19 protein-coding genes and 1 pseudogene are annotated in these 25,367 nt (G+C 35.4%); 8 read left to right on the top strand and 12 right to left on the bottom strand.

What is annotated here, in order from left to right:
- Window positions 1-2 precede the first annotated feature (2 nt).
- The 5 genes from G529_RS0105500 to G529_RS0105480 form a co-directional block, all read right to left on the bottom strand.
- Window positions 3-4,424 carry a CusA/CzcA family heavy metal efflux RND transporter gene (locus G529_RS0105500; protein ID WP_026914587.1) on the bottom strand — a complete coding sequence of 1,474 codons (4,422 nt, stop codon included), beginning with the start codon at window positions 4,422-4,424 and terminating at the stop codon, window positions 3-5.
- Window positions 4,425-4,525: 101 nt separating this feature from the next.
- Window positions 4,526-4,849: a DUF6660 family protein gene (locus G529_RS16795; protein WP_084509749.1), complete on the bottom strand. Its 324-nt coding sequence runs from the start codon at window positions 4,847-4,849 to the stop codon at window positions 4,526-4,528.
- 52 nt (window positions 4,850-4,901) lie between these two features.
- Window positions 4,902-6,107: a site-specific integrase gene (locus G529_RS0105495; protein ID WP_026914586.1), complete on the bottom strand. Its 1,206-nt coding sequence runs from the start codon at window positions 6,105-6,107 to the stop codon at window positions 4,902-4,904.
- A 162-nt stretch (window positions 6,108-6,269) separates the two neighbouring features.
- Window positions 6,270-7,928: a recombinase family protein gene (locus tag G529_RS0105490; RefSeq protein WP_026914585.1), complete on the bottom strand. Its 1,659-nt coding sequence runs from the start codon at window positions 7,926-7,928 to the stop codon at window positions 6,270-6,272.
- Between the two features lie 490 nt (window positions 7,929-8,418).
- Window positions 8,419-9,006, bottom strand: coding sequence for a hypothetical protein (locus tag G529_RS0105480; protein ID WP_157514538.1), 588 nt, complete (start codon window positions 9,004-9,006; stop codon window positions 8,419-8,421).
- A gap of 558 nt (window positions 9,007-9,564) precedes the next feature.
- On the opposite strand from G529_RS0105480, the gene G529_RS0105465 reads away from it, so the two are divergent.
- Complete coding sequence (locus G529_RS0105465) at window positions 9,565-14,436, top strand: DEAD/DEAH box helicase (RefSeq protein WP_026914582.1); 4,872 nt, start codon at window positions 9,565-9,567, stop codon at window positions 14,434-14,436.
- A 6-nt stretch (window positions 14,437-14,442) separates the two neighbouring features.
- Here G529_RS0105465 and G529_RS0105460 read toward each other — a convergent pair whose 3' ends face one another.
- From G529_RS0105460 to G529_RS0105450, 3 genes are all read right to left on the bottom strand, one after another.
- Complete coding sequence (locus G529_RS0105460) at window positions 14,443-16,419, bottom strand: ATP-binding protein (protein WP_026914581.1); 1,977 nt, start codon at window positions 16,417-16,419, stop codon at window positions 14,443-14,445.
- Window positions 16,420-16,537: 118 nt separating this feature from the next.
- The gene (locus G529_RS0105455; RefSeq protein WP_026914580.1) at window positions 16,538-17,185 is read right to left on the bottom strand and encodes a recombinase family protein; all 648 of its coding nucleotides are present in this window, start codon (window positions 17,183-17,185) and stop codon (window positions 16,538-16,540) included.
- Window positions 17,186-17,390: 205 nt separating this feature from the next.
- Entirely contained in the window at window positions 17,391-17,699 is a 309-nt protein-coding gene (locus G529_RS0105450; RefSeq protein WP_026914579.1) for a hypothetical protein, read from the bottom strand.
- 371 nt (window positions 17,700-18,070) lie between these two features.
- Between G529_RS0105450 and G529_RS0105445 the strand changes: the two genes are divergently transcribed.
- From G529_RS0105445 to G529_RS16130, 3 genes are all read left to right on the top strand, one after another.
- On the top strand, window positions 18,071-18,670 hold the full coding sequence (locus tag G529_RS0105445; protein WP_026914578.1) for a hypothetical protein: 600 nt from the start codon (window positions 18,071-18,073) through the stop codon (window positions 18,668-18,670).
- Between the two features lie 651 nt (window positions 18,671-19,321).
- Window positions 19,322-20,392 (top strand): AIPR family protein, encoded by a 1,071-nt coding sequence (locus G529_RS16135; RefSeq protein ID WP_051201363.1) that lies wholly within the window; start codon window positions 19,322-19,324, stop codon window positions 20,390-20,392.
- Between the two features lie 93 nt (window positions 20,393-20,485).
- Window positions 20,486-21,049 (top strand): hypothetical protein, encoded by a 564-nt coding sequence (locus G529_RS16130; RefSeq protein WP_051201362.1) that lies wholly within the window; start codon window positions 20,486-20,488, stop codon window positions 21,047-21,049.
- A gap of 233 nt (window positions 21,050-21,282) precedes the next feature.
- Here G529_RS16130 and G529_RS15525 read toward each other — a convergent pair whose 3' ends face one another.
- Window positions 21,283-21,747, bottom strand: coding sequence for an NAD(P)H-dependent oxidoreductase (locus G529_RS15525; RefSeq protein ID WP_340139876.1), 465 nt, complete (start codon window positions 21,745-21,747; stop codon window positions 21,283-21,285).
- Between the two features lie 298 nt (window positions 21,748-22,045).
- On the opposite strand from G529_RS15525, the pseudogene G529_RS16690 reads away from it, so the two are divergent.
- From G529_RS16690 to G529_RS16680, 3 genes and pseudogenes are all read left to right on the top strand, one after another.
- Window positions 22,046-22,099, top strand: a pseudogene (locus tag G529_RS16690) (hypothetical protein); the annotation flags it as partial.
- A 36-nt stretch (window positions 22,100-22,135) separates the two neighbouring features.
- The gene (locus G529_RS16685) at window positions 22,136-22,495 is read left to right on the top strand and encodes a hypothetical protein (RefSeq protein WP_245566892.1); all 360 of its coding nucleotides are present in this window, start codon (window positions 22,136-22,138) and stop codon (window positions 22,493-22,495) included.
- Entirely contained in the window at window positions 22,456-22,824 is a 369-nt protein-coding gene (locus tag G529_RS16680) for a type 2 periplasmic-binding domain-containing protein (protein WP_245566891.1), read from the top strand. Before G529_RS16685 ends, G529_RS16680 begins: the two co-directional genes overlap by 40 nt.
- A 251-nt stretch (window positions 22,825-23,075) precedes the next feature.
- On the opposite strand, the gene G529_RS0105415 is transcribed toward G529_RS16680, so the two are convergent.
- The 3 genes from G529_RS0105415 to G529_RS0105405 form a co-directional block, all read right to left on the bottom strand.
- Window positions 23,076-23,621, bottom strand: a complete 546-nt coding sequence (locus G529_RS0105415; protein WP_026914576.1) for a lipid-binding SYLF domain-containing protein — start codon at window positions 23,619-23,621, stop codon at window positions 23,076-23,078.
- A gap of 316 nt (window positions 23,622-23,937) precedes the next feature.
- Window positions 23,938-24,132, bottom strand: a complete 195-nt coding sequence (locus tag G529_RS0105410) for a helix-turn-helix transcriptional regulator (protein WP_026914575.1) — start codon at window positions 24,130-24,132, stop codon at window positions 23,938-23,940.
- Window positions 24,129-24,539, bottom strand: coding sequence for a hypothetical protein (locus G529_RS0105405; protein WP_026914574.1), 411 nt, complete (start codon window positions 24,537-24,539; stop codon window positions 24,129-24,131). The genes G529_RS0105410 and G529_RS0105405 overlap by 4 nt, the downstream gene beginning before the upstream one ends.
- A 194-nt stretch (window positions 24,540-24,733) precedes the next feature.
- Between G529_RS0105405 and G529_RS0105400 the strand changes: the two genes are divergently transcribed.
- A complete protein-coding gene (locus G529_RS0105400; RefSeq protein ID WP_157514555.1) occupies window positions 24,734-25,366 on the top strand; it encodes a DUF4403 family protein in 633 nt (210 codons plus the stop codon).
- Window position 25,367 lies beyond the last annotated feature (1 nt).

The following is a 25,367-nucleotide window of genomic DNA, read 5'->3' as shown; positions in this document are numbered from 1 at the left end:
TTTTAGTTTTGGAAATATTGTAGTTCAAACAAGGCGTCTAAATAATTATTGAGTGCGTCGAGTGCATCCATTTCGGTTTGTATGGCGTCACGTATAATTTGTGTGAATGCTGCATAATCCAGCGCACCTTCCTTGTATGCGAGCAATGCGCCCTTGCGCTGGTCTATGGCAAGTGGCAGGGCTTCGGTTTTATAAAAAAACCATGTATCCCGCCATCGTACATACTCTTGTTGAGCCTGCACAAATTGTGATTGCAACTCACGTTCTTTAAAGGCTGCATTGGTTTCTGCAATCTGTGCATCCAGTTTTGCAGCTTTTGCACGACTGCGGTCTGGACCCGATAGCAGCGGTATGGAAATCCCTGCTTGATAAGTGTAGAAACCGCTATCACCATTTACACGCTGCAAGCCACCTTGTAGGTTGAACTTGGGCAGCAAGTTTGCTCTTGCCGCATCATAGCTTGCCTGTGCTTCGTCTATACGCTTTCTTGAAATTGATAACTCGGGATGTTCATTCAATGTATCATCGGTCTCTAAAATCGAAATTTCGGCAGCTTCCAATTCATCAGTTACGGTGTACATCGTATCTGGCGTCAACCAAAGATTGAGTTTTTGTAATGCAATGAAATAATCTGTCTCTGCTTGCTGAAATTTATTATTGATTTGTAAAGCCTGATTACGTGCGGCGCCATATTCCAGTCTTGAAATGGCTTCGACTTCATAATTGAGTTCTACAGATTGTGCAAACTGACCGTAAATACTGTCCAATTCTCGGTATAAAACAAACTTCTTTTTTGACTGAAAAGTTTCTGACCATGCTTTTTTTACTTCCAGTTCTATCTGAATTTCAGAAAGATTTAAAGCGGTTTGTGCTAACTCGATGCGTTGTTGTTGCAAATGTTTTTTGGCACCTATTCCCAGAAGATCGATATTCTGTTGGCCGATGCCGATTAAGGTATAAATGCCCTGACCATCTGCCAATTCTTCACCACCTGTAAATACCTGTGTATTACCAAAGTCATAAGCATTGCCCGTTAGGGTGTTCTGTCTTTCGATTTCGAGCTGGCTCGCTTTAAGTGCAGGATAATTCTCTTTGGCAATTTCTACGGCTTGTGATAACGTGATGGGTGTGATACTGTCCTGAACAATGTTATGTTGCACAGGTGCTTGAATTTGTTGAGCTTTCGCAAAAGCGGTACCACCTAACATAAAACCAAGTATCAAAATCGTAGTCAAGGCTTGCGGATTAAAAGCACCGATCTTATTCTGCTCTTTGCGCTCGCGTCTCTTTTCTATGAGCGTATAGAGTACAGGAAGAACGACCAGCGTAAGCAGCGTGGCAGTAAGCATCCCACCAATAACCACTGTAGCAAGCGGTTGTTGTACCTCTGCCCCGGCTGATGTAGAAAATGCCATAGGTAAAAAACCGAAAATATCGGTAGTGGCTGTGAGCATTATGGGGCGAATACGTTCTTTAGTCCCTTGAAATATTCTATCCTTTATGCTTGTAACACCTTCTTCCTTTAAAGAATTAAATCGGTTAATAAGTACCAGCCCATTAAGAACTGCGACACCAAATAGCACAATAAATCCTACACCTGCGGAAATACTAAATGGCATATCGCGAAGCCATAAGGCAAATACACCACCGATGGCTGCCAAGGGTATTGCGATGTAAATCATTATGGATTGTGAAAAGGATTTTAATGCAAAGTATAACAGTATAAATATCAAGAACAGGGCGATGGGTACAACTATTATCAAACGATCCTTTGCGCTTTGCAAGTTTTCAAACTCTCCACCATAGGTAATATAATACCCTGATGGTAAGTCCAGTTCTTTATCTAATTTTTGTTGTATATCCTTTACGACAGATTCTACATCTCTGCCTCGTGCATTTACACCTACATACGTTCTTCTATATGTATTGTCACGTGAGATTTGCATAGGTCCAGGCACGTATTCAATCTCAGCTATTTCAATAATGGGGACCTGACTTCCATCCTTGAGATCAATGTACATATTGCGCAGGTCATCAATACTTTTTCTATGACTTTCATCAAATCGCACCACGAGATCAAATCGCTTCTCGCCTTCAAAGATAACGCCTGCGGTACCACCAGCAAAAGCAGTACTTATATAGTCATTAACTTTTTGAATATCCAGTCCATATTGCGCCATTTTATCGCGTTTAAATTTTACAGTCATCTGTGGTAATCCAGCTGTACGTTCTGCACTCACATCACCCGCACCAGGAACGGTCTGTATAATAGCTGCCATTTCTTGAACCTTATTTGATAAAACCTCTAAATCTTCGCCATAAAGCTTCACGGCAATATCTTCTCTTACACCTTCTAAAAGTTCGTTGAATCTCAACTCGACCGGTTGGGTAAATGATAAATTAACACCTAATAGTTCATCATCCAGTTTGTCCCTAATGGCATCAATCAAGCCTTCTTTAGTAGTGGCTGTCGTCCAGTCATCCATATCTTTATTAAGGATGATGTACATATCTGCAATGTCCATAGGCATAGGGTCTGTAGGGATATCTGCAACTCCTATGCGGCCTGTGACCGTTTTTATTTCTGGGAAATTTTCTAATAGAATAGTTTCAATTTTCTTTGAAACTTCAATGGATTCTGTTAGCGAACTTCCAGGCCTTATAAACGCCTGCATTGCTATATCTCCTTCATCGAGCTGCGGTACAAATTCTCCTCCCATATTAGAAAAGATAAAACCTGCGATTAAAAGTAGAAAAGCGGCAGATGATAAAACGATAAGCTTCAGCTTAAGAGCTCCTTTTAATAAAGGCATATAAGCACTGTGTATAGCACCTATGATTTTATCACTTACCTTTTCAAGCCAGCGCTCAAATCTGCCAAACCAATTTTTGGTATTCTGTACTGGTTTCATAAAGAGTGCAGACATCATTGGGACATATGTAAGGCACAAAATGATAGCACCTATCATTGCAAACCCAAAGGTGTATGCCATAGGTTTAAACATTTTACCTTCAACACCTGTAAGAAAAAGTATAGGCGTGAAAACAATGAGAATAATGATTTGCCCAAAAAAAGCAGAACTCATCATCGTGCTTCCGGCATCATAGGCAACTTTATCCATCACGGCTTGATTGAATTTTAGCTTGCCAGACCTGATTCTTTTTTGGATCTCATACACCGTTCCTTCTATAATAATTACCGCACCATCTATAATAATCCCAAAGTCGATAGCGCCTAAACTCATTAAGTTTGCCCATACATTAAATTGCTTCATTAGGATAAAGGCAAAAAGCAAGGACAACGGTATAGTAGTGGCCGTTATGATTCCACCTCTTAAACTACCCAATAGTAAGACAAGGGCAAAAATCACAATTAAGGCACCTTCCAGTAAATTGGTTTTAACGGTATCGGTAGTTCTCGCAATTAGCTCACTACGATCAATTATCGGGGCGATTGTCAGACCTTCTGGCAGGGATTTTTCAATTTCTGCCATACGATCCTTGACATTCTGAATAACAGCATTTGGATTAGAACCCTTAAGCATCATTATCATACCGCCCACAGCTTCCTTGCCGTCTTGTGTAAAAGCACCATAACGCACTTGATTCCCGAAATGGATACGTGTTGCTACATCTCCAATAGTTACAGGAACGTTGTTCTCGTTAATAATTGAAATATCTTTAATGTCTTCCAAAGAGCGAATAAGCCCTTCGCCTCTTATAAAATTTGACATTTTATTTTTCTCTATATAAGCGCCACCAGTATTCACGTTGTTTCGAGCGAGAGCCTCATAAACTTGTGAAATACTGATACCCATACTGTTCAACTTCTCTGGATTTACAGCAACCTCGTACTGTTTAATACTGCCTCCAAAAGAGTTGACCTCTACCACGCCTTCCAGTAAGGTGAGTTGTCGTTTGATAATCCAATCCTGCACTGTGCGCAGTTCCATAGGTGAATACTTGTTATCAAAACCTTCCTGTGGTTTTATAGTATATTCATAAATCTGACCTAAACCAGTAGAAATAGGCCCCATAGATGGACTTCCAAATTTTTCAGGTATGGATTCGTCCAATTCATTGAGTTTTTCCTGTACCAACTGTCGAGGAAGATATGTGCCCATATTGTCTTCAAAAACAATCGTTACTACAGAAAGTCCAAAGCGTGAGATAGATCTTATTTCGGTAACGCCTGGCAAATTACCCATAGACAATTCTACCGGATATGTTACGAACTGTTCAATATCTTCCGTTCCCAGATTAGGCGATTGCGTAATGACCTGTACCTGATTATTAGTAATATCTGGCACTGAGCCAAGGTTTACGGTTGCCATTGACCAGATACCAACTCCTATAAGAGTCAACGTAAACAGGCCAATAATAAATTTATTATTGATCGAAAAATCAATGATTTTGTTAATCATAGATTAGGGAATTAATTCAGTTAAAAATTAGGTGTACGCTTTCGCGAAAGCGAAAACATCATAAAGTTTTTCAATTAGAAAAACTTCAAAACAGGATAGAGCTATCCTATGAAAACTGAATTATGCCGTGGAGGCTGAAAAAGGGAAGTGTGGAAATCCTTGCCGTGGTGTTGAAAAGAAGTAAGGATCATATTTGAGATTGGATCTTGAAACGGCTCAAACGCCATTAGCTCAAAGTCGATAGTATGTACGTGACAGCAATGACATTGACAGAACGGTGAACATAGGTCGCTATCGTTGTGATCTGCATCTGCTGTTTGTGAAAATTCAAGTTGTGTATCATCGCTATCAGGAACGGTATCGCTACAAGGCGCAAAATTGAGCACCAAAAAGTATAAGGATAGTATGATTGTAAATATTTTCACGAAACAAAGGTAAAAAGATTTAGATGCAACTGTGTTGCAAAATTAGGATGGTTTAGAAATTGACCACGCTATCCAATGCGTCATCAGCATCTTTATGTATGAAATTGGCTTGATACCGAATAGTTGTTGTCACCGAGGAATGGCGATATAATTTTTGCAACATTTGAATCGGTATTTTATCCCCAGAGATATTTCCAAAGCTATGTTTAGCAATGTGCATACTTATATTCTTTTTTATACCTAATTGCTTGGCAGCAATCTTTAATCTTCTGTTCAGATTTCTCGTTATCGATTGTGTACGCCTTGTTACTTCTTCAGAATCCCTAAGATCTATACTTTTTAATTGCGGAAATATAAGATCATCATAAGATGAGCTTTCTCTATATAGATTAAAAATATCTATAGCCTTATCTGGAACTTTTAGAGAAACTAACTTGCTGTTTTTGTTCATTCGATAGAGTAATCGCCCGTCATTAAAATCTGACCATTTTAGTTTAAGAACATCACCTACTCTTATTCCTGCAAAGTAAAAACTCACAAGCCAAATATGAATTGCTTTTTGCTGAGCTTCGGTTATTCCTTTAGCATTTTCCAGTTTTTGAATTTCTGCTTCGGAAAAACCTATTTTTTGAGATTCAGGTATTCTGATGGTCATTTTGCCTTTCCCAAAAGGGTATAAACCTCTGTCGGTAATGGATTCTGAAATAGCTAAATTAAAGACCGTTCTAATAAGTATAAGATAATTAACTACCGTTCTGGGCGAAAGGCTTTTTTGATGTAAGAGATAGGTTTCAAATTTTTTAAGAACAGTAACATTAAGTTTATTGAACGGAAGTGAATCCTTACCGAGAAATTCCTTGAATTTTTTAAGTCTGCCTAATTCAGTGTCATATTGATGGTGTTTGTTTCTATTCTTAAGATTTTGAAGATGCATTTCTGCTACAGCAAAAAAATCAAGACCTTTAGTAACTATAATTTTATTTTTTATTTCTGAAACCGTCTGATATTCAGGGTTCATTTCAGACTTTATGACCTTATCGTTTGCTTCTGCAACTTTAGTCGCAATAAAATTGTTCAGTATACTGGAATTAGGATGTGATTTCCTAATATTACGATTTTTTTCATCCCAATATTTTTCTTCGATGTATTGACCTGTGTTTAGATAAGAGCTTTTGCGGTCTTTTGTAATCCTAATTGCAATTGGAAGTAATCCAGATTTGTTTTTCTTCTTTCTTAATACTACTCGAACTGTTGCCATCACAAAATATTTTGATTATAAATATACTCATTTTAGGTACAACATAGGTACAACATTTATTGACTTTGTTTGATATTAAATGTTATGAAATTTAATTATATATCCTATAAAACATTGATATACAAAGGTATTGTGCTAGTTTATTATATTAGTATCAAAAACTCATAACCCGAAGGTCACTGGTTCGAGTCCAGTTCCCGCTACTAAGCAAGACAAGCCACCTTTACGGTGGCTTTTTTTATTCTCACTATTCTCTGAACCCCTTGCTGAGTCTTTGATTACAGATATTAACTGATTCATTTTTTTGGTTCGATAATGTCTTTTTTCAGGAACTATAATTAAACCATCAGGGAACAAGGTATTTTGAATTTTAAGCTTTTTATTGATGTCTCCTGAGACCCATCGTTTACTGAGGTTCTTGCAAAAATCTAGAGCTTGATTAACTAAATCTGACTGGTTCGATAAATTTTCAGGTATTTCAGAAATTTTTTCTTGAATAGAAAGAATCTGTTGAGAGAATTCTTGTTTAAGAGCCTGAAAAGTTTCTTCATCTTGGTCATAACTCAACAAATGATTTTTTCTCAAAACACTTAATTTTTTTTCAACTTTACCTAGTTCATTGTTAAGAATATCGCGTTGATTTGAAGATGAAGATTTAACTTCATTCAAAACCTTTTCGATGTGTTTAGATATCAGAATTTTATCATCTTCATCAACTTCAAATTGTTTGAGAAACTCAACGAAAGTATCATTCACACCTGGTTTAATACTCCTTGGGGTGGTGAAAGCATTCATATTACCACCTTTGCAGCTCTGACATTTATAATAGTGAATCTGTTTTTTCTTTGCTATATAGCTGGTAATTGGTGTACCGCAATTAGCACAATATATAAATCCAGTTAAAGGTCTATGTTCGCTCACAGGAGCTTTTTCATATCCTGATTTTCTTATATTTTCTTCCAAACGTTTTTGGACTTGGTCCCAAATTTCTTCCGAAACTAGTGGTCGCCAATTACCTTTTACTGGTACATCTAACATCGCATTAGTATTTACACCAACGTAAAATGGTTTTCTCCACATTTCAGATATACCTTGCTTGGTAATTTGAAGGTGATATTGGTCGTCCAGATTACGTCTTATATTCGCATCTGTCATGCCTTCAGCTTTCCATTTCCATGCTTTTTTTAGGATTTGACCATCATCATTAATTCTTATTTCCTGACCTTGTTTACGATTATTGAAATTGGAAACGCGTTCGCCATACGTGGTGTATCCACGAGGTGGTTTACCCAACCAATTACCTTCCATAAGAAAGGACTTCATGCCAGGTATGGTTCTTTCTAATCTTCTCATATTTTCTCGTCTGCTTTCAAGAAGCTTGTCGAAAATTATCATTTCTCCTTCTTCCGTTTCCGTACTTACACCAGAGCTTGTTTCAATTAGGTGAACTCCAACTTTATGAACGAGTTTGTGCACTAAACCAATTGCTTCACCTCCTGACCTTGAGAACCTGCTTATGAATTTTGTTGCTATATAATTAGGTTTGATTTTAGCTTCGACCACGCTATCGATTAAGGCTTTGAACTCTTTTCTAGTCATATCGCCTTTCGCACTTTCGTAAGTTCCACCATGAAACTTTGAAATAGTGTAACCATTATTTTTTGCAAACTCTTCGATACTTTTTCTCTGTTCCTGAATGCTGGAATTCAAAGTTTGGTCCTTACTGCTAACCCTGGTGTAACCCCATAAGGTTTTGTGTTTAAGTTTCATTTCTTGCACCTTTCCGTTTTTCTTGTATTTCTGGAAATTATTTAAATTCATATTACTTAATTTTAAATTATACATTCTAGAATCATTCTGGCTATTGCCAAGGCGTCATCTAATATGGCCTCACCGTCTTCATCACTAACATCATTATATTTATCTATTTTACGCAATTCTGCTAGTGATAACCTTGATAATTCAAAGTTATTATCGTCATCATTTGACATATCGATAATCTCCGCTTTGGTATCTCCTTTAATTTTTTACAAGGCGGAAGAGAAATCCCTATAAAGGGTTATTCTTTTAAGGTCCACAGGCTACGCTGTCATGACCACCACGTAAGTGGGTCTATATGAAATTTACTAAGAGCTCTTTTAAAATTTCTACTTCAAAACTACTGGGTTAGATTTTTAAAAACAAGGTGTTTTAAAATAAAAAACACCATAAACAATTGATGGTCACTTATTTATGACTATTGAATAATGGTATAAAAAAACCTCAATACGGTGCAGGTATTGATGTGATTATTTGTAATTGGGAATTAATTTTAATGAAGGTAATCCCAGGAATCACCCTGCAATCCATCCTTACAGATGTAATGAACTCCAGGTTTATATTTGTTATAATCGTCGATATAAACGTGGTCGAATGAAAATTGCTCTTTAATATATAATTCAATTGCTGGAATAATTGATTTGTTAGTGCTATGAAGCACAAAATGGTTATGCCTTCCATCTCTCACACCATATTCTTCAGTAGTAAATAACATTCTTAAACTGGATTCATGTTCATTGTAATGCTGAAGGTTATGAAAAAGTTTAGTCATTTTGTTATGACAAGCTAGCGAAGTCATTTCATTTTTATAACTAACTGTTACAAATAAATCCCAATCCATTTTCCAAAAAAAATTAGCCTTATTCGGATTTTCCAAAATCAAATCGATTAGTTGCTTTTTATCATTTGAATCATCCAAAAGTCTTTTTTCATCTTCTATCATCAAATCCATATTGAAGTATTTTCTAAAAACTAATGGAATTAACTTGCGATTACTAACAAGTTTAGTTTGTTTCTTTAGATGAGGATATTTATTAATCAATCGGTAAACACTACTTTTGGAAGTGTCTGCTACCTTCATAAAATTCTTTAATTTTAAGTACTTCATATTTTCTGATTTCTATTAAACACAGAGGGGATATAAAGGAAAATCCCCGCCATTATCTGATACATTTTATGGCCAGAAATCAAATAGTACAGGTTATGGAATACTTTTTTTAATTTTTTTTGGTGTCTCATGAATGGGACACTTTATAGAAGTTTGAACAAAAATTTTAAAAAAAAATTCGAATGGAACATCGATTACATGATGGGGGTAGGGTGTAAAAACATATGTAAACGGGGTTACGCAGTAGGTCCTGGGTCAGAGATTACGGGGGGAGGACTGGTGATATATTTTTATTATTTTAGTGTACCACGATAGATATACCCACCCCCTATACCGTAACATACGGCCTCAATAGTACATATAAATAGCTGTTATTTGTCGTTTTACCACCAATATTGCAGCCACTTATTCGAATATTTTCCTGTTCACTCTTCAGTATAAAAATTATCTTCAATTAAAATCAAATTTTATAAATTGTGCGAGCTTAGAGCCCTATCCCCTTAGGCATTTCATTAAACTAACCGCATACCTATGAGTTTCAAGACCATCCTCGAACATTACCGTGAATTTTCATTTTCAGAACGAGATAAGGGAGAGAGATTTGAAAAATTAGTACATGCTTACTTACAAACAGACCCAGCATATTCTGGAATACTAAAATATGTTTGGATGTGGAATGAGTTTCCAAGTAAATCAGATTTTGGAGGTAAAGACACTGGAATTGACTTGGTCGCTCTAACTTATGAGGGTGATTTTTGGGCGATTCAATGCAAGTGTTATGCTGAAAAGGCTCGAATTGATAAAGCTGAAGTTGATTCCTTTCTATCAACATCTAGTCGTCATTTTAAAAATGAAAAGTTTGAATCTATAGGTTTCTCAAGACGGCTATGGGTATCTACCACTAACAATTGGAGTAATAATGCTGAAGAAACTTTAAGAAATCAGAATCCTCCTGTTACACGAATTAATCTTTCTGAGCTTGAGCAATCACCAGTAGATTGGGAATTGTTGCAAAAAGGAATTACTGGTGACTTGGCTAGGACTGAAAAGAAAGTTCTTAGACTGCACCAAACAGAAGCTCTTGAAAAAACACAGGACTACTTCAATGAAAATGACCGTGGCAAGCTTATTATGGCTTGTGGCACAGGAAAAACTTTTACATCGCTAAGAATTGCTGAAAACGAAACTAGGAACAAAGGTCTAGTGTTGTTTTTAGTGCCTTCTATTGCGTTATTAGGTCAAACATTAAGGGAATGGTCGTCCGATGCTGAAAAGCCGATTAAACCCATCGCAATATGTTCTGATTCAAGGATTACAAAGCAAAGAGGCAACAATAGTGATTCTGAAGATTTAAGTGAAGTTGATTTAGCGTTTCCAGCTTCTACAGATGTAAAAAGTGTAATTAAGCAATTTCGGAATATCAATAAGAATGATGAGGACGGTATGACCGTCGTTTTTTCAACCTATCAATCTATTGAAGTTATTGCTAATGCCCAAAGACATTTATTGAATGAAGACAATGGAAATGCTGTTTTTGACTTAATTATTTGTGATGAGGCTCATAGAACTACTGGTGTAACGTTGTCTGGTAACGATGAATCTGCTTTTGTGAAAGTTCACAATAATGAATTTATAAAGGCTAGTAAGCGATTATATATGACCGCTACACCGAGATTGTATAGTGATGACTCCAAATCTAAAGCTGCACTAAATGAAACAGAACTTTGTTCAATGGATGATGAATCTAAATACGGTAAGGAAATTTATCGGATTGGTTTTGGTGAAGCTGTGGATAGAGGTTTACTTACCGATTACAAAGTTTTGGTTTTGACTCTCAGCGAAAATGATATTCCGCAATCTGTTCAGAAAATGGTGTCAAACCCATCTAATGAAATTACATCAGATGATGCGTCTAAACTTATTGGTTGTTTAAATGCGATGTCAAAGCAGGTTCTAGGTGATAATGGTCTAATTAAAGATGTAGACCCTGAACCAATGAAACGAGCAGTGGCATTCTGTCAAAATATTAAGGTTTCGAAAAGAATCACTGGCACTTTTAATGATACTTCAGAAATATATCTTGATTCAGTAAAACCTAAGCATCGGGAGAAACTTGTAAATGTGTCTTCAAATCATATTGATGGGAGCATGAACGCACCTCAACGTGATGAACTACTGGGGTGGTTAAAATCACAATCCGCGGACTCCAATGAATGCAGAGTTTTAACCAATGTTCGTTGTTTGAGCGAGGGGGTAGATGTACCATCGTTGGATGCAGTTCTGTTTTTATCGGCTAGAAATTCAGAAGTGGATGTTGTACAGTCAGTAGGAAGGGTAATGCGAAGAGCTCCAGGTAAGCAGTACGGATATATCATTATACCAGTTGTTATACCTTCCAATATCGAACCTGCAGAAGCATTAAATGATAATGAAAGATTTAGGGTCGTATGGACCGTATTGAATGCTCTTAGAGCACACGATGATAGATTTAACGCAACTATTAATAAAATCAACTTAAATAAGAGTAAACCAAGCCAGATTTTAGTTGGTGGCGTTCCAGGTTATGGCACCGACGATGCTCCTGAAGGAGTAGAGGAACCAAAGAAGAAATACGGTGATATCAATGAGCAAATGGCATTACAATTTGAAGAGCTTCAAAGTGTAGTTTATGCTAAAATGGTTCAGAAAGTTGGTGACCGTGTTTACTGGGAAAAATGGGCAAAGGATGTCGCACAAATTGCTGAGAATCAGATTGACCGTATCAATAATTTGATTAAACGTGATGAGAGTCATAGAGCTGCATTTGAGAAATTTTTAAATGGGTTGAGAAAGAATATAAATCCTTCTATTTCTGAAAGTCAGGCTATCGATATGTTATCTCAGCATATCATCACAAAACCAGTATTTGAAGCATTATTTGAAGGATACAGTTTTGTAAAGAATAATGCAATTTCTTCAGCAATGCAGTCTATGTTAGATGTGCTTGAAGGACAGGCAATAGGTAAAGAGACCGAAACCTTAGATAAGTTCTACCAAAAAGTGAAGATGCGTGCTGAAGGTATTGATAATGCTGAGGGAAAACAGCGAATCATTATTGAGCTTTACGATAAATTCTTCAAGACCGCCTTCCCTAAAATGGTAGAACAGCTAGGTATCGTTTATACTCCAATTGAGGTGGTCGATTTTATTATCCATTCGGTAAATGATGTACTTAAAAAAGAATTTGACCGCACCGTTTCAGATGAAAATGTTCATATCCTAGACCCCTTTACAGGTACAGGTACCTTTATTACCCGTTTACTACAAAGTGGGTTGATTAAAGAAAAAGATTTGGAACGTAAATACACTCAAGAACTGCACGCTAACGAAATTGTTTTATTAGCATATTATATCGCTGCAGTCAATATCGAAAATGCTTTTCATGACCAAACTCCAGACCCAGATGATGGAATTGGTAAAGAGAAATATATACCATTTGATGGAATTGTATTGACCGATACATTTCAATTAGGAGAAACGGACCACGGTGAAAAATTGTTCTCGGATATGTTTCCTCAGAACTCTAAAAGGGTGCAGGCGCAACAAAAAGCACCTTTAAGAGTAATTATGGGTAATCCACCATATTCAATCGGACAAAAATCTGCTAATGACAATGCTGGAAATCAAGAGTATCAAATATTAGATTCTCGAATATCCAAAACTTATGCCTCCGACACAAGTTCAATAAATTCTAAATCACTCTATGATGCTTATATAAAAGCATTTCGCTGGGGTACTGATAGGTTGGACCCTGAAAACGGAGGTGTGATTGCTTATGTGAGTAATGGCGCATGGCTAGATGGTAATAGCACCGATGGATTCCGCAAATCGCTGGAAAAAGAATTTTCTACTATTTATGTTTTTAATTTAAGAGGAAATCAACGTACTTCTGGAGAACTATCAAGAAAAGAAGGCGGTAAAATTTTTGGGTCAGGTTCCCGTACTCCAATAGCAATCACGTTATTAGTAAAAAAACCTAATAATTCCGAAAAAGCTCAAATACACTATCATGATATTGGCGATTACCTTAGTCAAAAGGAAAAGTTGGATATAATTTCAGATTTTAAATCCATTAAAAATTTAGGATGGAAAAAATTGAAACCCAATGAGCATGGTGACTGGATTAATCAGCGTAAGGGTAGTTTTAATACCTTCATACCAATTAGAGAAAAAGGAAAAACAGAAAAGCAACAGTTTTTTAATCTGATGACTCTTGGAATTGGAAGTAATAGGGATGTTTGGGTTTACAATTTCTCGAAAAAATCTTTAAATCATAATATTAATAAACTAATTAAAACTTATGATGAACAGTTGACAATAGAGGATTTAGACAAATCCAATGTGAATCAGCTAATCGAGAATAATCCGAAGAAAATAAGTTGGTCAAGAGGTTTAAAGAAATCACTCGTTAGGAAAGTTGATATAAATTTTGATTCCACATTGGATAGAACCGTAATTTACAGACCCTTTACCAAATTACATAATTATTTTGACAGGGATTTGAATGAATATCTATATCAAATGCCTTCTGTATTTCCGAATAGAACTGCGGAAAATTTATTAATAAATATTTCAGGAAAGGGTAGTAATAAAGGTTTTTCTGTACTTATGACAAATTCTTTGGTTGATATGCAAACACTGTCTAATGAACAGTGTTTTCCTATTTATTATTATGAAGAGAAGGAGCAATCTCAAGGTAATCTATTTGATGCTACTTCAGAATCAAGATATATTCGTAGAGACGGTGTAAGCGAGTTCATTTTTGAACGAGCTAAAAAGCAATATGGTAAATCAGTAAGTAAAGAAGATATCTTCTATTATGTGTATGGAATTCTACATAGTCCAGATTATCGAGAGACGTTTAAAAATGACCTTAAAAAAATGCTCCCTCGAATACCTTTGGTAGATAAACCAAAAGATTTCTGGTCGTTTAGCAGAGCTGGTAGAGAATTAGCTGATTTGCATATCAATTATGAAAAGGTTGACCCTTACGATGCTGTTGATGTTATTAAAACATCTGATAAAAAGGAGTCCGATGATTACGAGTTTTACAGGGTGAACAAACTTAAATTCCCGAAGAAAACTGAAAAGCACACAATAATTTATAACAGTAAAATAAACATCATCAATATTCCCGAAAAAGCTTATGAGTATGTGGTCAATGGTAAGTCTGCTATTGAATGGGTGATGGACAGATACCAGGTCAAAGTAGATAAGAAATCTGGAATCAAGAATGACCCTAATGATTGGAGTAGAGAAGTAGAGAATCCACGATATATTTTGGACCTGATTTTAAGCTTGGTTACAGTGAGTGTGAAGACCGTGGATATTGTTGAAGGACTCCCTAAAATAGATTTTGAGTAAACTACATTAATTTGATGATAGTGATACAGTCAAATCTTCTGGTAAATATTCATTGTATTTAGTCCTTAAATAATCAAGGTTCTTGTTATTATCCATCAGGTTAATATTTAGTTTTTCCTGAATATATTCATACCTGGTTCTTGCTTCATTAATAATATGGCCCCATGTTAATACGTGGACATCAACAAGGTCTGTAGAAGTGACATGACCATATTTTCTATCAATTTGTTCGAGTTCATATTCTATATCAGCTTTAACATCTTTTGTAACCAGAAGAAACTTCCATTTTGTTTTCTCTTTTGGAAATCTCCTATCTTTACTTACCCTGGAGGCATAAAGCTTAATTTGACCTAATTCATTTACACCAGCGTCAACACGAGGTTTCTTTAACTCAATAACTAAATTCGTTTTATGTCCTGGACTACCTTGTGGGAATTGCTTCCACAAACAAACATCAGGTATAATTTGAAGGTCATCATTAGGTTCCTGGTTAACTACTTCCTCAAAATCATCTCGACCTAAATTTTTGATATACGCCTGAAGAACATTTTTCAGTGTTACATCATCAACACCATAAGCGTATTCATCACCAAATAGCCATGTTTCATTTACAATAATTTTATGCAGATGTTTTCTTTCTAAAACGTTTTTATTCAATTCAGAATTGTAAATAAGCTCTTCTAACCCATTTAGGAATCTCAATCTGTTTTTAATCTCGGTCATGGTGTCGATTATTCCTGAAAGCGAAGTATCTTCTAGAATCTCTACTAGCTCATCCCTTTTCTCTTCAGGTAGTTCAATAACTTCTGCCAAAATTTTACGTAGAGAAGAAGAATCTTTTTCGAGAGCTTCTTTAATCAGAGATAAAGTAAATTTTTTCGTTTTGTCATCTTGATTTTCGAAATCAGGTAAATATTCATTAACCTGCAACGCCACTATGTCGAAGACTTGTCTTTTACTATGCTCAACAACGCCTTCAGCATTATCCTTATAAGGATACAATCCTTTTGACTTCAGGTTCCTTATGAATTCTCCTGAATAATGATGTAAACGGTCCCTCACGTAACTTCTGGCAAATTTCTTTGCTTCATTATAAGCATCCTGAATCATGGAGTCTAAATCTTGAATGTCGATTCTGTTTTCACGATGTAATTTTTCAATATAAATCGATTGGATGAAAATAGAAATAGGTATCGTAGACCGAATACCAAGATTGATTTCTTTAAAAGGAACGCCTTTAGTATTACAGAGATATGTTTTCTTGGGAATATCGAAGCTCCACTCAATCACTTTTAATACGAAGCGATAGGAAAGTTCACCATCTTCAATTAAAAGGTCAGTTGAGTCAGTGTTCTTAATCAGTGATTCAAATTCTAATTTATTGCCGTTAAAAGAAATTGTAAAATCAGGATAGTTAATCCAATATGAGGCAAATTTTTGTTCAATTTCTTTACGGTTTTTTGAATTTAAAGCATAACTGGAATTTTCATCATTTATATTTTGAATTAATACTTTAAAACCAGTTTTATGTTCGCCTTTGGGTAAAGGCTTTACATCACCTAAATCTGAATATGATAAATGATTTCGGTCAAGTACTATATTAAAGGTTTTAAATTTTTCACCATCTTTATAAATGCTTGTAAAAGTAACCAAATCCCCTAGCGCTAGGGCCTTATAGCGACCCTTGCCTTCTTTACCATGATAGTAACGACCACCAGGACTAATATTTGAAGATTTTTTATCGGAACCTCCCAGTGCACCGAAAACTCTTTGTGCTTTCTGATAATCAATACCCACACCATCATCCTTTATCGTGATTTCTTCTATGCTACCTAATTTATTTTTTGAATATTCAACTTCAACTAGTGTAGAATCAGCATCAAGTGAATTCCATAGCAATTCTGTTAAAGCTGTTATACCATTAGCTCTTGTTAAAGATTCAATATGGTCTTTCTCTACTCCTAAATTGATTTTCTTAGACATAGGTTGGTGGATGAAGTGTACGGTTTAAAGAATAAAGATAGATTTTCTTAAGACCGAAGTTATAAAAATTACTTAAGGTACAAGATACCCGAAATCTAGATATTTTTTGAGAAAATTTTCACGTCTCGGATGTAGTAATTACATTTAGACCCAATATATTCTTCACCTTCTGTACAGTCCTAGTTGATTTAGAAGAAAGTAGCGCCGTTTCCCGAATAGACCTTCCTTTATTTAAGTACTTCACCACTAGATGGTGTTTATTTAGATATTCACTGTTAGACATGCTAACCCCTATTTTTCTCCCAACTTTGCCTCCATTTTTAATATGCTTTCGGTAACCACTTTCAAGCCTTTGTTGAATTAATGCTCTTTCTGTCCTGCTGAATTCGGCCAGAAGAGTTATCATAAGTTGTGACATTGGGTTGAGAGTACCATCTGAATTTAGAGTTTCAATATGATAGTTCTGAACATAAAGAGAAACACTTTTTTTATGTAAAGCATCTACTGTTTTCAAAACCTCAAGGGTGTTTCTACCCAAACGAGAAAGCTCCCAAACAAGGACTTTGTCAACATTATCAGTTTCGATTAATGACATTAGGTCCATCCATGCTTTTCGGTCATAATTTTTAGCTGCACCCGTAATTTTCTCGTTAAATTCACCAATAACATTATAGTTGTTTTTAAATGCATGTGCTCTGAGGTCACTGATTTGTCTTTCAAAAGATTGTGATTCCTTGCTAACTCTAGTTAAGATTGCTACATTCATAAAATGGGTATTATCGTTATATCGCAATATAGCGATTAATGCAATTTAATCCAAAGGAAAAAACTAATACAGAAAGTTGTGGTTTTACAGCAATGATTCAAGAAAAAAGTAACACGGTTATAAAGTAAAACACAAAAGCGGTAGGTTTTTAAAACTACCGCCCGAAACGGGATATTTATAATAAGTAAATAGAAAACTCAACTAGCTAACCAGCCAACTTGTCCTGGTGCACCCAATAAATTTCATTGATAGTATTCTTTCCAATATTATTGTCATAACTACAGGTCATCAAACCTATTACTTTCAATAAATTGATGGCATCTTCGAAACTACACCAATCCATGCCACCGATAAATATTGGCCATGAATAAGCAGTGCCGTTTCGTGTTTCTAGTTTACTACTTAGGTCTTCTAAATATATTTCTTGTGTTGGTTTAACATTTTTGATGTAGGTAATTTTTTTTTCTGTAATCTTCCAATTACCTACAATCGATTTTTTAATTAATTTCTTCATTTCTTGTTTATGTTTTACTAAATAATATTTCTACAATACTATATGATAAATAAGTAAGAGACAAGGCGATTTCAACAATTTTACAAATTTCAACAGATATAACATGTTGTTTGCTAGTCACTTATAAGTGAGGTTTATTGTTGACCTAATGAGGTTTTCTTGCTTATTTAACATTTTAATTCAATAGATGGCTTATATAATTCACAATCTGAATTCAATCAAAGCACTTCGATTCATTAACTACGTCAAGATTTGATTATTACCTAATTTAACAAATAGGACCGTTATATTTTTAAGTTTTGAATTTTTTACCTATTTTCAACCAGTATCTTCCCTACAAGACATATCTAAATTCTAACTAACATTTAATTATGCCTAATTACACCAGAACTAAAGTGGAAGATTCATTCATACTGCAGAATCTACCTTGGACATTAAAACTTAAAAATCGTTTTGGAAAGATTGAAATATTCGAGTATAAACTTCACCACAATCAGAAGGAATATATTTTAATCTCAAAAGAGTGTTTCCACGATGTGACTTATTCTTCGAAACACTTAGAAACTTTCCTTCAAGATTTTAAAAATTGTGATTGGAAGAACCAAGAGGCGGTGAAATCTTTCTTAGAACTTTTTAAAGAAATTAATCCAAAATTATTCCCAAAATTTTATATCACACACAAATATACTCACGCAGATGAAGCTTTACGAAAAGCTTACAAATCTGCCGTTGAATGGGCAGAAGGTGCTGAAGATATAATGATTTTTGATGATAAAAATAAAAATGATATTTCAGATAACGAATTTTTCATGGATGATTTGAATGAGATGATAGAATTGCTGAAGGCGATTCGAGAACATGACTCCAAACTTCATAGACAGGCTGAGGAACGTGAATTAGTCATGCAAGAAAATCGAATTAACGATTCCGTAGCTAAAATAAATGACATAAAATCAAAATACAACATATAATTGGTAATATGAGAGAATGGATAGTTGATTTATATAACAAGAGTGGAGGTCTTCCCACTAAAACTAGAATATTTGCAGCCAATCAAGGCGCCGCTATAAAGTTGGCAAAGGAAATGAATCCAAATTATAGAACGGGTAGTGTTAAACCAGCAAACTAACTAATTATGAATAAGATTTCAGAGTGTGCATGTGGAAATAATAAATCAGGGGATATCGTTAAAGAATGCGCGAATTGTGGAGCACACACATGTCGAAGGTGTTCTTTCTCAAGTTGTTCTTGTGGAAGCTCAACGTACAGAAACAATTTGAAAATTATATAATTGCGTAATTATACTTAAAGTTCAAGTTTCGCTATTGAGACTATATCATCAACAAATTGGTTCGATATTTCAATTTTGCTCGCTACTAAGTATATAAACCCTTGAAAATCAAGGGTTTTTTTATGGAAAAAAGTTAGCTGGGCCAAAATTGGGTCAAGTTTGATTTCCGAAGAATAATTGTGGAATGCTATTAGGTTGAAAAACAGATGTTTGTTTTTTTTGCCGCCTTGGAATTTAATTTTGAAAGGGATTGTTTCCCGCTACTTAAATTTAATAAAAAAGCTGTTTTTCAATTGTTTGTCCCTGGTGTTTAATAATAAATCAAGATGTTATGAAGCAAGAAGATTATAGTTTCTATCAGAATTTCAAATCCAGACAAGATCTAGAACAGTTTGATGATAATGCATTATTGCTTTATTCGCTTCAGATTAAATATGGGATTGAAGATATTATTGAAGTTGCAGCAACAGCTCTGGTTGATGGAAGTGATGATAAAAAAACGGATATAGTCTATATAGATACTGAAAGAAAGGAAGCTGTAATAGGGCAAGGCTATTTTTCTGTAAAGGATAGAAAGTCTGCACCATCTAATAAGGCTTCTGATTTAAACACTTCAGTCTCTTGGCTTTTGACAAGAAAAATTGATGAAATTCCTGAAAGGCTTCAATCTGCAGCGACCGAATTAAGGAAAAGAATTAATGATAACGAAATTGACACAATTACTCTTTGGTATTCTCATAATTTACCTCAATCTCAAAATGTACAAGATGAACTAACGTCTGCTGAAAATACATTGAAATCCATCCTAACTTCTAATTATAAAAATACGAAGGTAGAAGCTACTTCAATAGAAGTTGGTTTAGAAACTTTAGAAAACTGGTATTTAGGATTAACCACTCCAATTTTAGTTACAGACGATATTGTATTAAAGGATATATCAGGATTTGAAATTGAAGAGGATAAATGGAAAGCTTATTCTACAATTATTCCTGCAAGCAAACTAAAGGAGCTATATGATGAGCATGGTACTGATTTATTTTCAGCTAATGTTCGTGATTATCTAGGATCTAGAAAATCTGATTCAAATATCAATAATGGGATAAAGGATTCTGCTGAGAATAATCCGGAGAATTTTTATGTTTATAATAATGGAGTAACAGCCTTGGTGAATGATTTTAATGAAGGAGAAACTGAACTTAAAATTAAGGGAATATCAATTGTGAATGGGGCTCAGACTACTGGGGCTTTAGGTTCATTAGATCATGGAATTGACGAAAATGTAAAAGTTCCTATAAGATTTATTAAATGTCAAGATGAGGAAATTATCACATCGATTGTTAAATTTAATAATAGTCAAAATAAGGTAAATGCTCCCGATTTCAGAAGCAATGACCAAATTTAAAAACGTTTAACGCTCGAGTTTGAAAATTTAAAGAACGTTGACTACTCTTCAAGACGCGGCGGATCAATTGATATAATTAGGAGAAATCCTAATGTGATTCCATCGGTAACTGCTGGACAAGTTTTAGCTGCTTTTCATCAAGAACCAAGTACTGCTTATAACCAAAAAAGTAAAATTTGGGAATCAGATCATTTATATCCAAAGTTTTTCAATGAAAATACAACAGCGAAACATATTTTCTTTATTTACACCTTACAGAGAACAATTGAGGAGATGAAGTTTGATCTTATGAAGCTGCCTAATCCAACCTCGAATCAATCAAATCTATTAAAATTTCTCAGGTCAAGGGGGTCAATTGTATTGTTTGTTACGGCTATTTCATCTTGTATGGAAGAAATACTAGATAGACAAATTAGCAATTCATTTAAATTAAAGTTCTGTAAGGATATGACTGTTGAGAAAGGAATTGAGAAATGGAACCCAATAGTAAAAATTTTATCTGCCTTTAGTGATACCCTGAATCTAGGATTATCCGATGGAATAAAAAATGATCAAAAAATTGACCTGGCTATAAATCAGTTTAAACAGTTAGTTACGGCTATTAAAGCGGCTAATTCTGACACTTTTGAAACATTTGCTGAAGAGATTTGTGACTAAAATCTTTATAAATAATTTTATAGAATATTAATTATTGATTGTTTACGTAACTTAGGTCCGGGTCAAAATTGGGCCAAATTCGTGTTATTGAAATTTTGTAAGCAGCTAAAAATAAGCGACCTGTAAATTGAAAAAATGTATAAAAATAGCTTTTTCGTTCCCAGTTCCCGCTACTAAGCCAAAAGCCATTCAAACGAATGGCTTTTTTTATTCTCAATTTTTTAGAATTAGTTCTATTCATTTTCAAAAAGCCTGCTCAGAAATTGATCATATTTTTCAAGCTCTTTTGGAACATCTGCAGTCTTTTCCATATCGTGAAAATGTATGGACGCCTTGAATTCCAGACCAATAAATTTGCTCATTCTGTGAAAAGGATAGAGCGGCCCTTCATCAACAGTTTTCTGCTCAAAAAACTCACCTTCAAGCTTAAAAGCATCTTCTGGGGCATTCCAGCTGGTAGTAAGGATATACTTTTTACCATGCAGACTTCCGCCGGTTCCATAATTTACTGATGGATTTTTACTGCTCCTCCCGTCGCTTCTGTAAATTCCTTTTTGATGACCGGCTGTGAAAACTTTGTCGATGTATTCTTTAAATTTAAAGGGTAGCTGGAACCACCAGATTGGAGTGTGATAAATTATAATATCAGCCCACTTGAAGTTCTGTACCTCTCTCTCTACATCGTATGGCTTTCCCATCTCAGTTGCTCTTACCTCATAGTTTGCCTAATTAGCAAAATAGTCCTTGCTATTACTGAGTAATGTTTGATTAAAACGGCCTGGAGAATGTGCGAATTCATGTCCTCCATTAATTATAAAAATGTTCTTCATCATGTATGGCTTATCAATCCCGAACAAAAGTAGTGTTGATAGTACTGTCATAAAAATAGTATAAATCATACCTTTTTATAAATATCATAATAGATGGTAAATCTGGAATGGTATCGCACATTTATAGCTATATGAGAAGAATACGTTAACCAGGGCAGCGGAATCACTGTTTACGAGTCAACCCGGTGTAAGTGTACACTTAAATGCACTTGAATCCTACGTTGGGAGAAAACTTTTTGAAAGGACGTCCCGAAAAATGATCCCGACAGAAGATGGTAAGCAACTCTATAATTTTGTTCTGGATGCAGTGAAAAAACTGGAAAAAGCTGAACAGCATTTTAAAAAAACTTCAAAGGAAGCAGTTGCTGCCATCAATATAGGGATGTGCACAGAAACCTTTCAAGCCATACTGGAACCTGAAATTCCAGCATTAGAATTTAATCTTATGGCAAAGTTTGGGGAACATCAGGCTCAAATCAAAGATCTGCACAATGAGATCCTGGACCTGGTTATTACTCCTATAAATGGCAAAAAAAATCTCTTGCCACTTTTGATGCATTTACGAAAGAACATATTGTGCTGGTCGCTGGGAAAGAAACCTATCTATCCGAAATAGAAGATCTCATTGCAAGAGATGAACTTGTAGAACTGGAGAAAGCACTTATAAAGAACACCTGGTATAGCGCCTCTAATGATATGGATCATTTCAGAAGATTCTGGTTTGAGAATTTTAAAAGAAGAGCCGATTTTAAACCGAATTATATTCTACCTAATATTGGATCTATTTTAAGGTCTATCAAGAACAATGACGGATTCGCCATAGTGCCAGATTTCCTGGCTCAGGAATCTTTGCAGGCTGGAAAAATTCAACTTGTGTGGGCAGGAGTTAAGGAAGTGAGTAATATTCTATATTTCGCTACGCGCAAAGACCTCAAATACAAATAGGAAACCGAAGTAATAAAGAATATTTTCCGAAGGAAAATGAAAGATCTTAGGTAAGCTCATTACAGTTGTGAATTAGTAAGACAGACTATAGCTCTTCAGAAATTGTAGATAAACCTTTTTTTAGCCTTTCCAAAGTACTGTAATAAAATTTGAAGATAGCAGCGCATTTGAAAAAGAACATACAAATCAGCAAAGCTTTAGAAACAAAAAAACCGACCAATAGGTCGGTTTTTATTCATTTGTTCTGAAAATTACATCGCAGTATATCCAAATCTTTGTCCGGCGACAGATACTCCAACCATAGCTCCAGCCTTTGGCATCGTAGCTACCGCTGTACCGTTAGTAAACTTAATTGTTCTTGATTTTCCTTTTTCCAGAATTACCGCACTGGCATTTCCAGAAAGCTCGTAATCACCCGCCTTGAATTTGTCGAGATCTTCCTGGTTTTCAAAAAAGATCACTTCTCGGTAAGCTTTTCCACCAACCTGTAATCCAACATCAACCTGCTTTAAATTCGCATAACCTACCATTGCTCCGTTTTCGTAAACAATTCCGTTACCCGAGGCTCCGCCTATGATATAAGCTCCTTTTCCAACATTCGGAAAAATTGCATATCCTGCTGAACCTGCAAATAGTTCAGCTAAATTAGGTTCTGCTGCAGTCATTGCCGCTTTAGCTTCCGTGGCATCAGCTTTAAGATCGGTCATATCTCCAGTCTTCGTAGAACCGCAACTAACAATTCCTACAAATAGCAGTAGCAATCCGGTCTTTCTTAAGTAAACATTCAAATTTTTCATAATTCTTGTTTTTTTGGTGTTACAAAGCTAATTTATAGTAGGTTCAGCTTCTGTTAAGTGTACGTTATTTGGGAATCTCTTAATGGTACATTCTAAAAACTGTTAAGAATTATGGTTCGTTCGCGGTAAAAAGGCGTTATATTAGTTACAACCTAAATGTTTATGATATAGTCGTTTACGTAATTCTGTTATCGTTTTGAGCTAATAATAAAACCTATTGAGTTAAAGTGTACTTTAGTTTCTAAATACATTAGCGCTTGAATTTAGTTAAATATTAGGGGCTCGACTTGTAGGGAATCGGCCCCTTTTATTTTATTTATTCTTCAGCTTCAAAGATCTCTTCGATAGTTTTTTCAAATAATCTGGCTAATTTAAAAGCCAGTGGTAAACTGGGATCGAATTTTCCTTTTTCAATAGCATTTATGGTTTGCCTGGATACATCCAGTTGCTTGGCGAGTTCTCCCTGGGTCAGGTCATGTTCTGCGCGTAGGATTTTAATGCGGTTCTTCATCGATATCTGTATTGACCAATGACTACTCCGGCGAAATAACTTATCCCAATTACAATGACAAGATGTGAGATTTCAGCATCAAAAGTTATAAGATTGGTCACGTCCATAGTCGAGTAACTAATACCTAGAACAAGCGCTATACCTAAGGAAATTCCCATAGCTTCCAGGTGAATCTTTCTCTGTAACTCATCCAGGCTTTCGAGATGCTTGATGTTCGCCACGATCATGCCGATTCCAAGAAGAAAATTAATGATTAGTAACACTGCTGTGATCGTTGTGTTGCCTTCCCAGAGAAAAATGTTACCAAATACTAGCAGGGCCAGCGATGCTACCCAAAGTGCGGTCCATATGGCCAGAAGTCTGGTTCGGCCAGCTGAGCTTCTTTTGTTTACTGATGAATATTTCATAATGTCAAGTTTATTTGACACAAATATAAAAAAGATTTTGATTCAGAATGGTTTATTTTACAAAAAGTAAATAAAACTTTACATATTTGCTCTATAGTGTAGATGAAAAGCTGATAAGATTTTGCTAAACTAAGCTGCTTTCACGATTGGAAACTAAGTTTTCAATATCTTCGAAGCACTCAAATTCTTTTATGATGATGAATACAGATCGAAAAATTTCTGAAGCCGACTTTGATATAACCATTCCGGTGAAGATTGGGTATGATGCACTCAATGAGTTTCTAAAACAAAAACTGGTTGGGGAGATCATCAGTAAGGAAAATGAGGAAGGTGAAAAATCTAATTACGCTCAAATCCTGGATATCACCATGGAAAAGAGCGATCTTCCTGAATACGATCTTTGTTTGCCGGTAACTGTACAAACGCTTACCAGCTTGTTCAAGAACAAACAGGTTAAATTTTTGTTCTATGCCAGTTTGCACCTGGACAGGGAATTGCAAAAAATCGAACTTGCAAATTATGAGGTTGATGGTAGGAACAATAACTGGTTGATAGATCAGGCCCTGGAAACTGTGGTCAATAAATGGCTGTATGCGAAACTGAAGGAGAAGATGAATTTTAATTTTATGCCTCACCTGGAAGAGCAAATGAATTCCCTGAACAATAAACTGGAAAACAAGATAGAAGCTAAAGAAGGAGTCAATCTCATTGGATTCCTGGAAGACCTCGAAGTTGCGCAATTCATGGCAGAAGAAAATGACCTCTGGATCTCGATGCGTTTAAAGGCTAATGGTGTGGTGGAAATCAACAAGATAAAACTTCCTTAAC

Source organism: Christiangramia portivictoriae DSM 23547 (assembly GCF_000423045.1).
GTDB lineage: Bacteria > Bacteroidota > Bacteroidia > Flavobacteriales > Flavobacteriaceae > Christiangramia > Christiangramia portivictoriae.
Note: the sequence above shows the minus strand (reverse complement) of the source record. Positions and strands in the feature narration are given on the sequence as shown.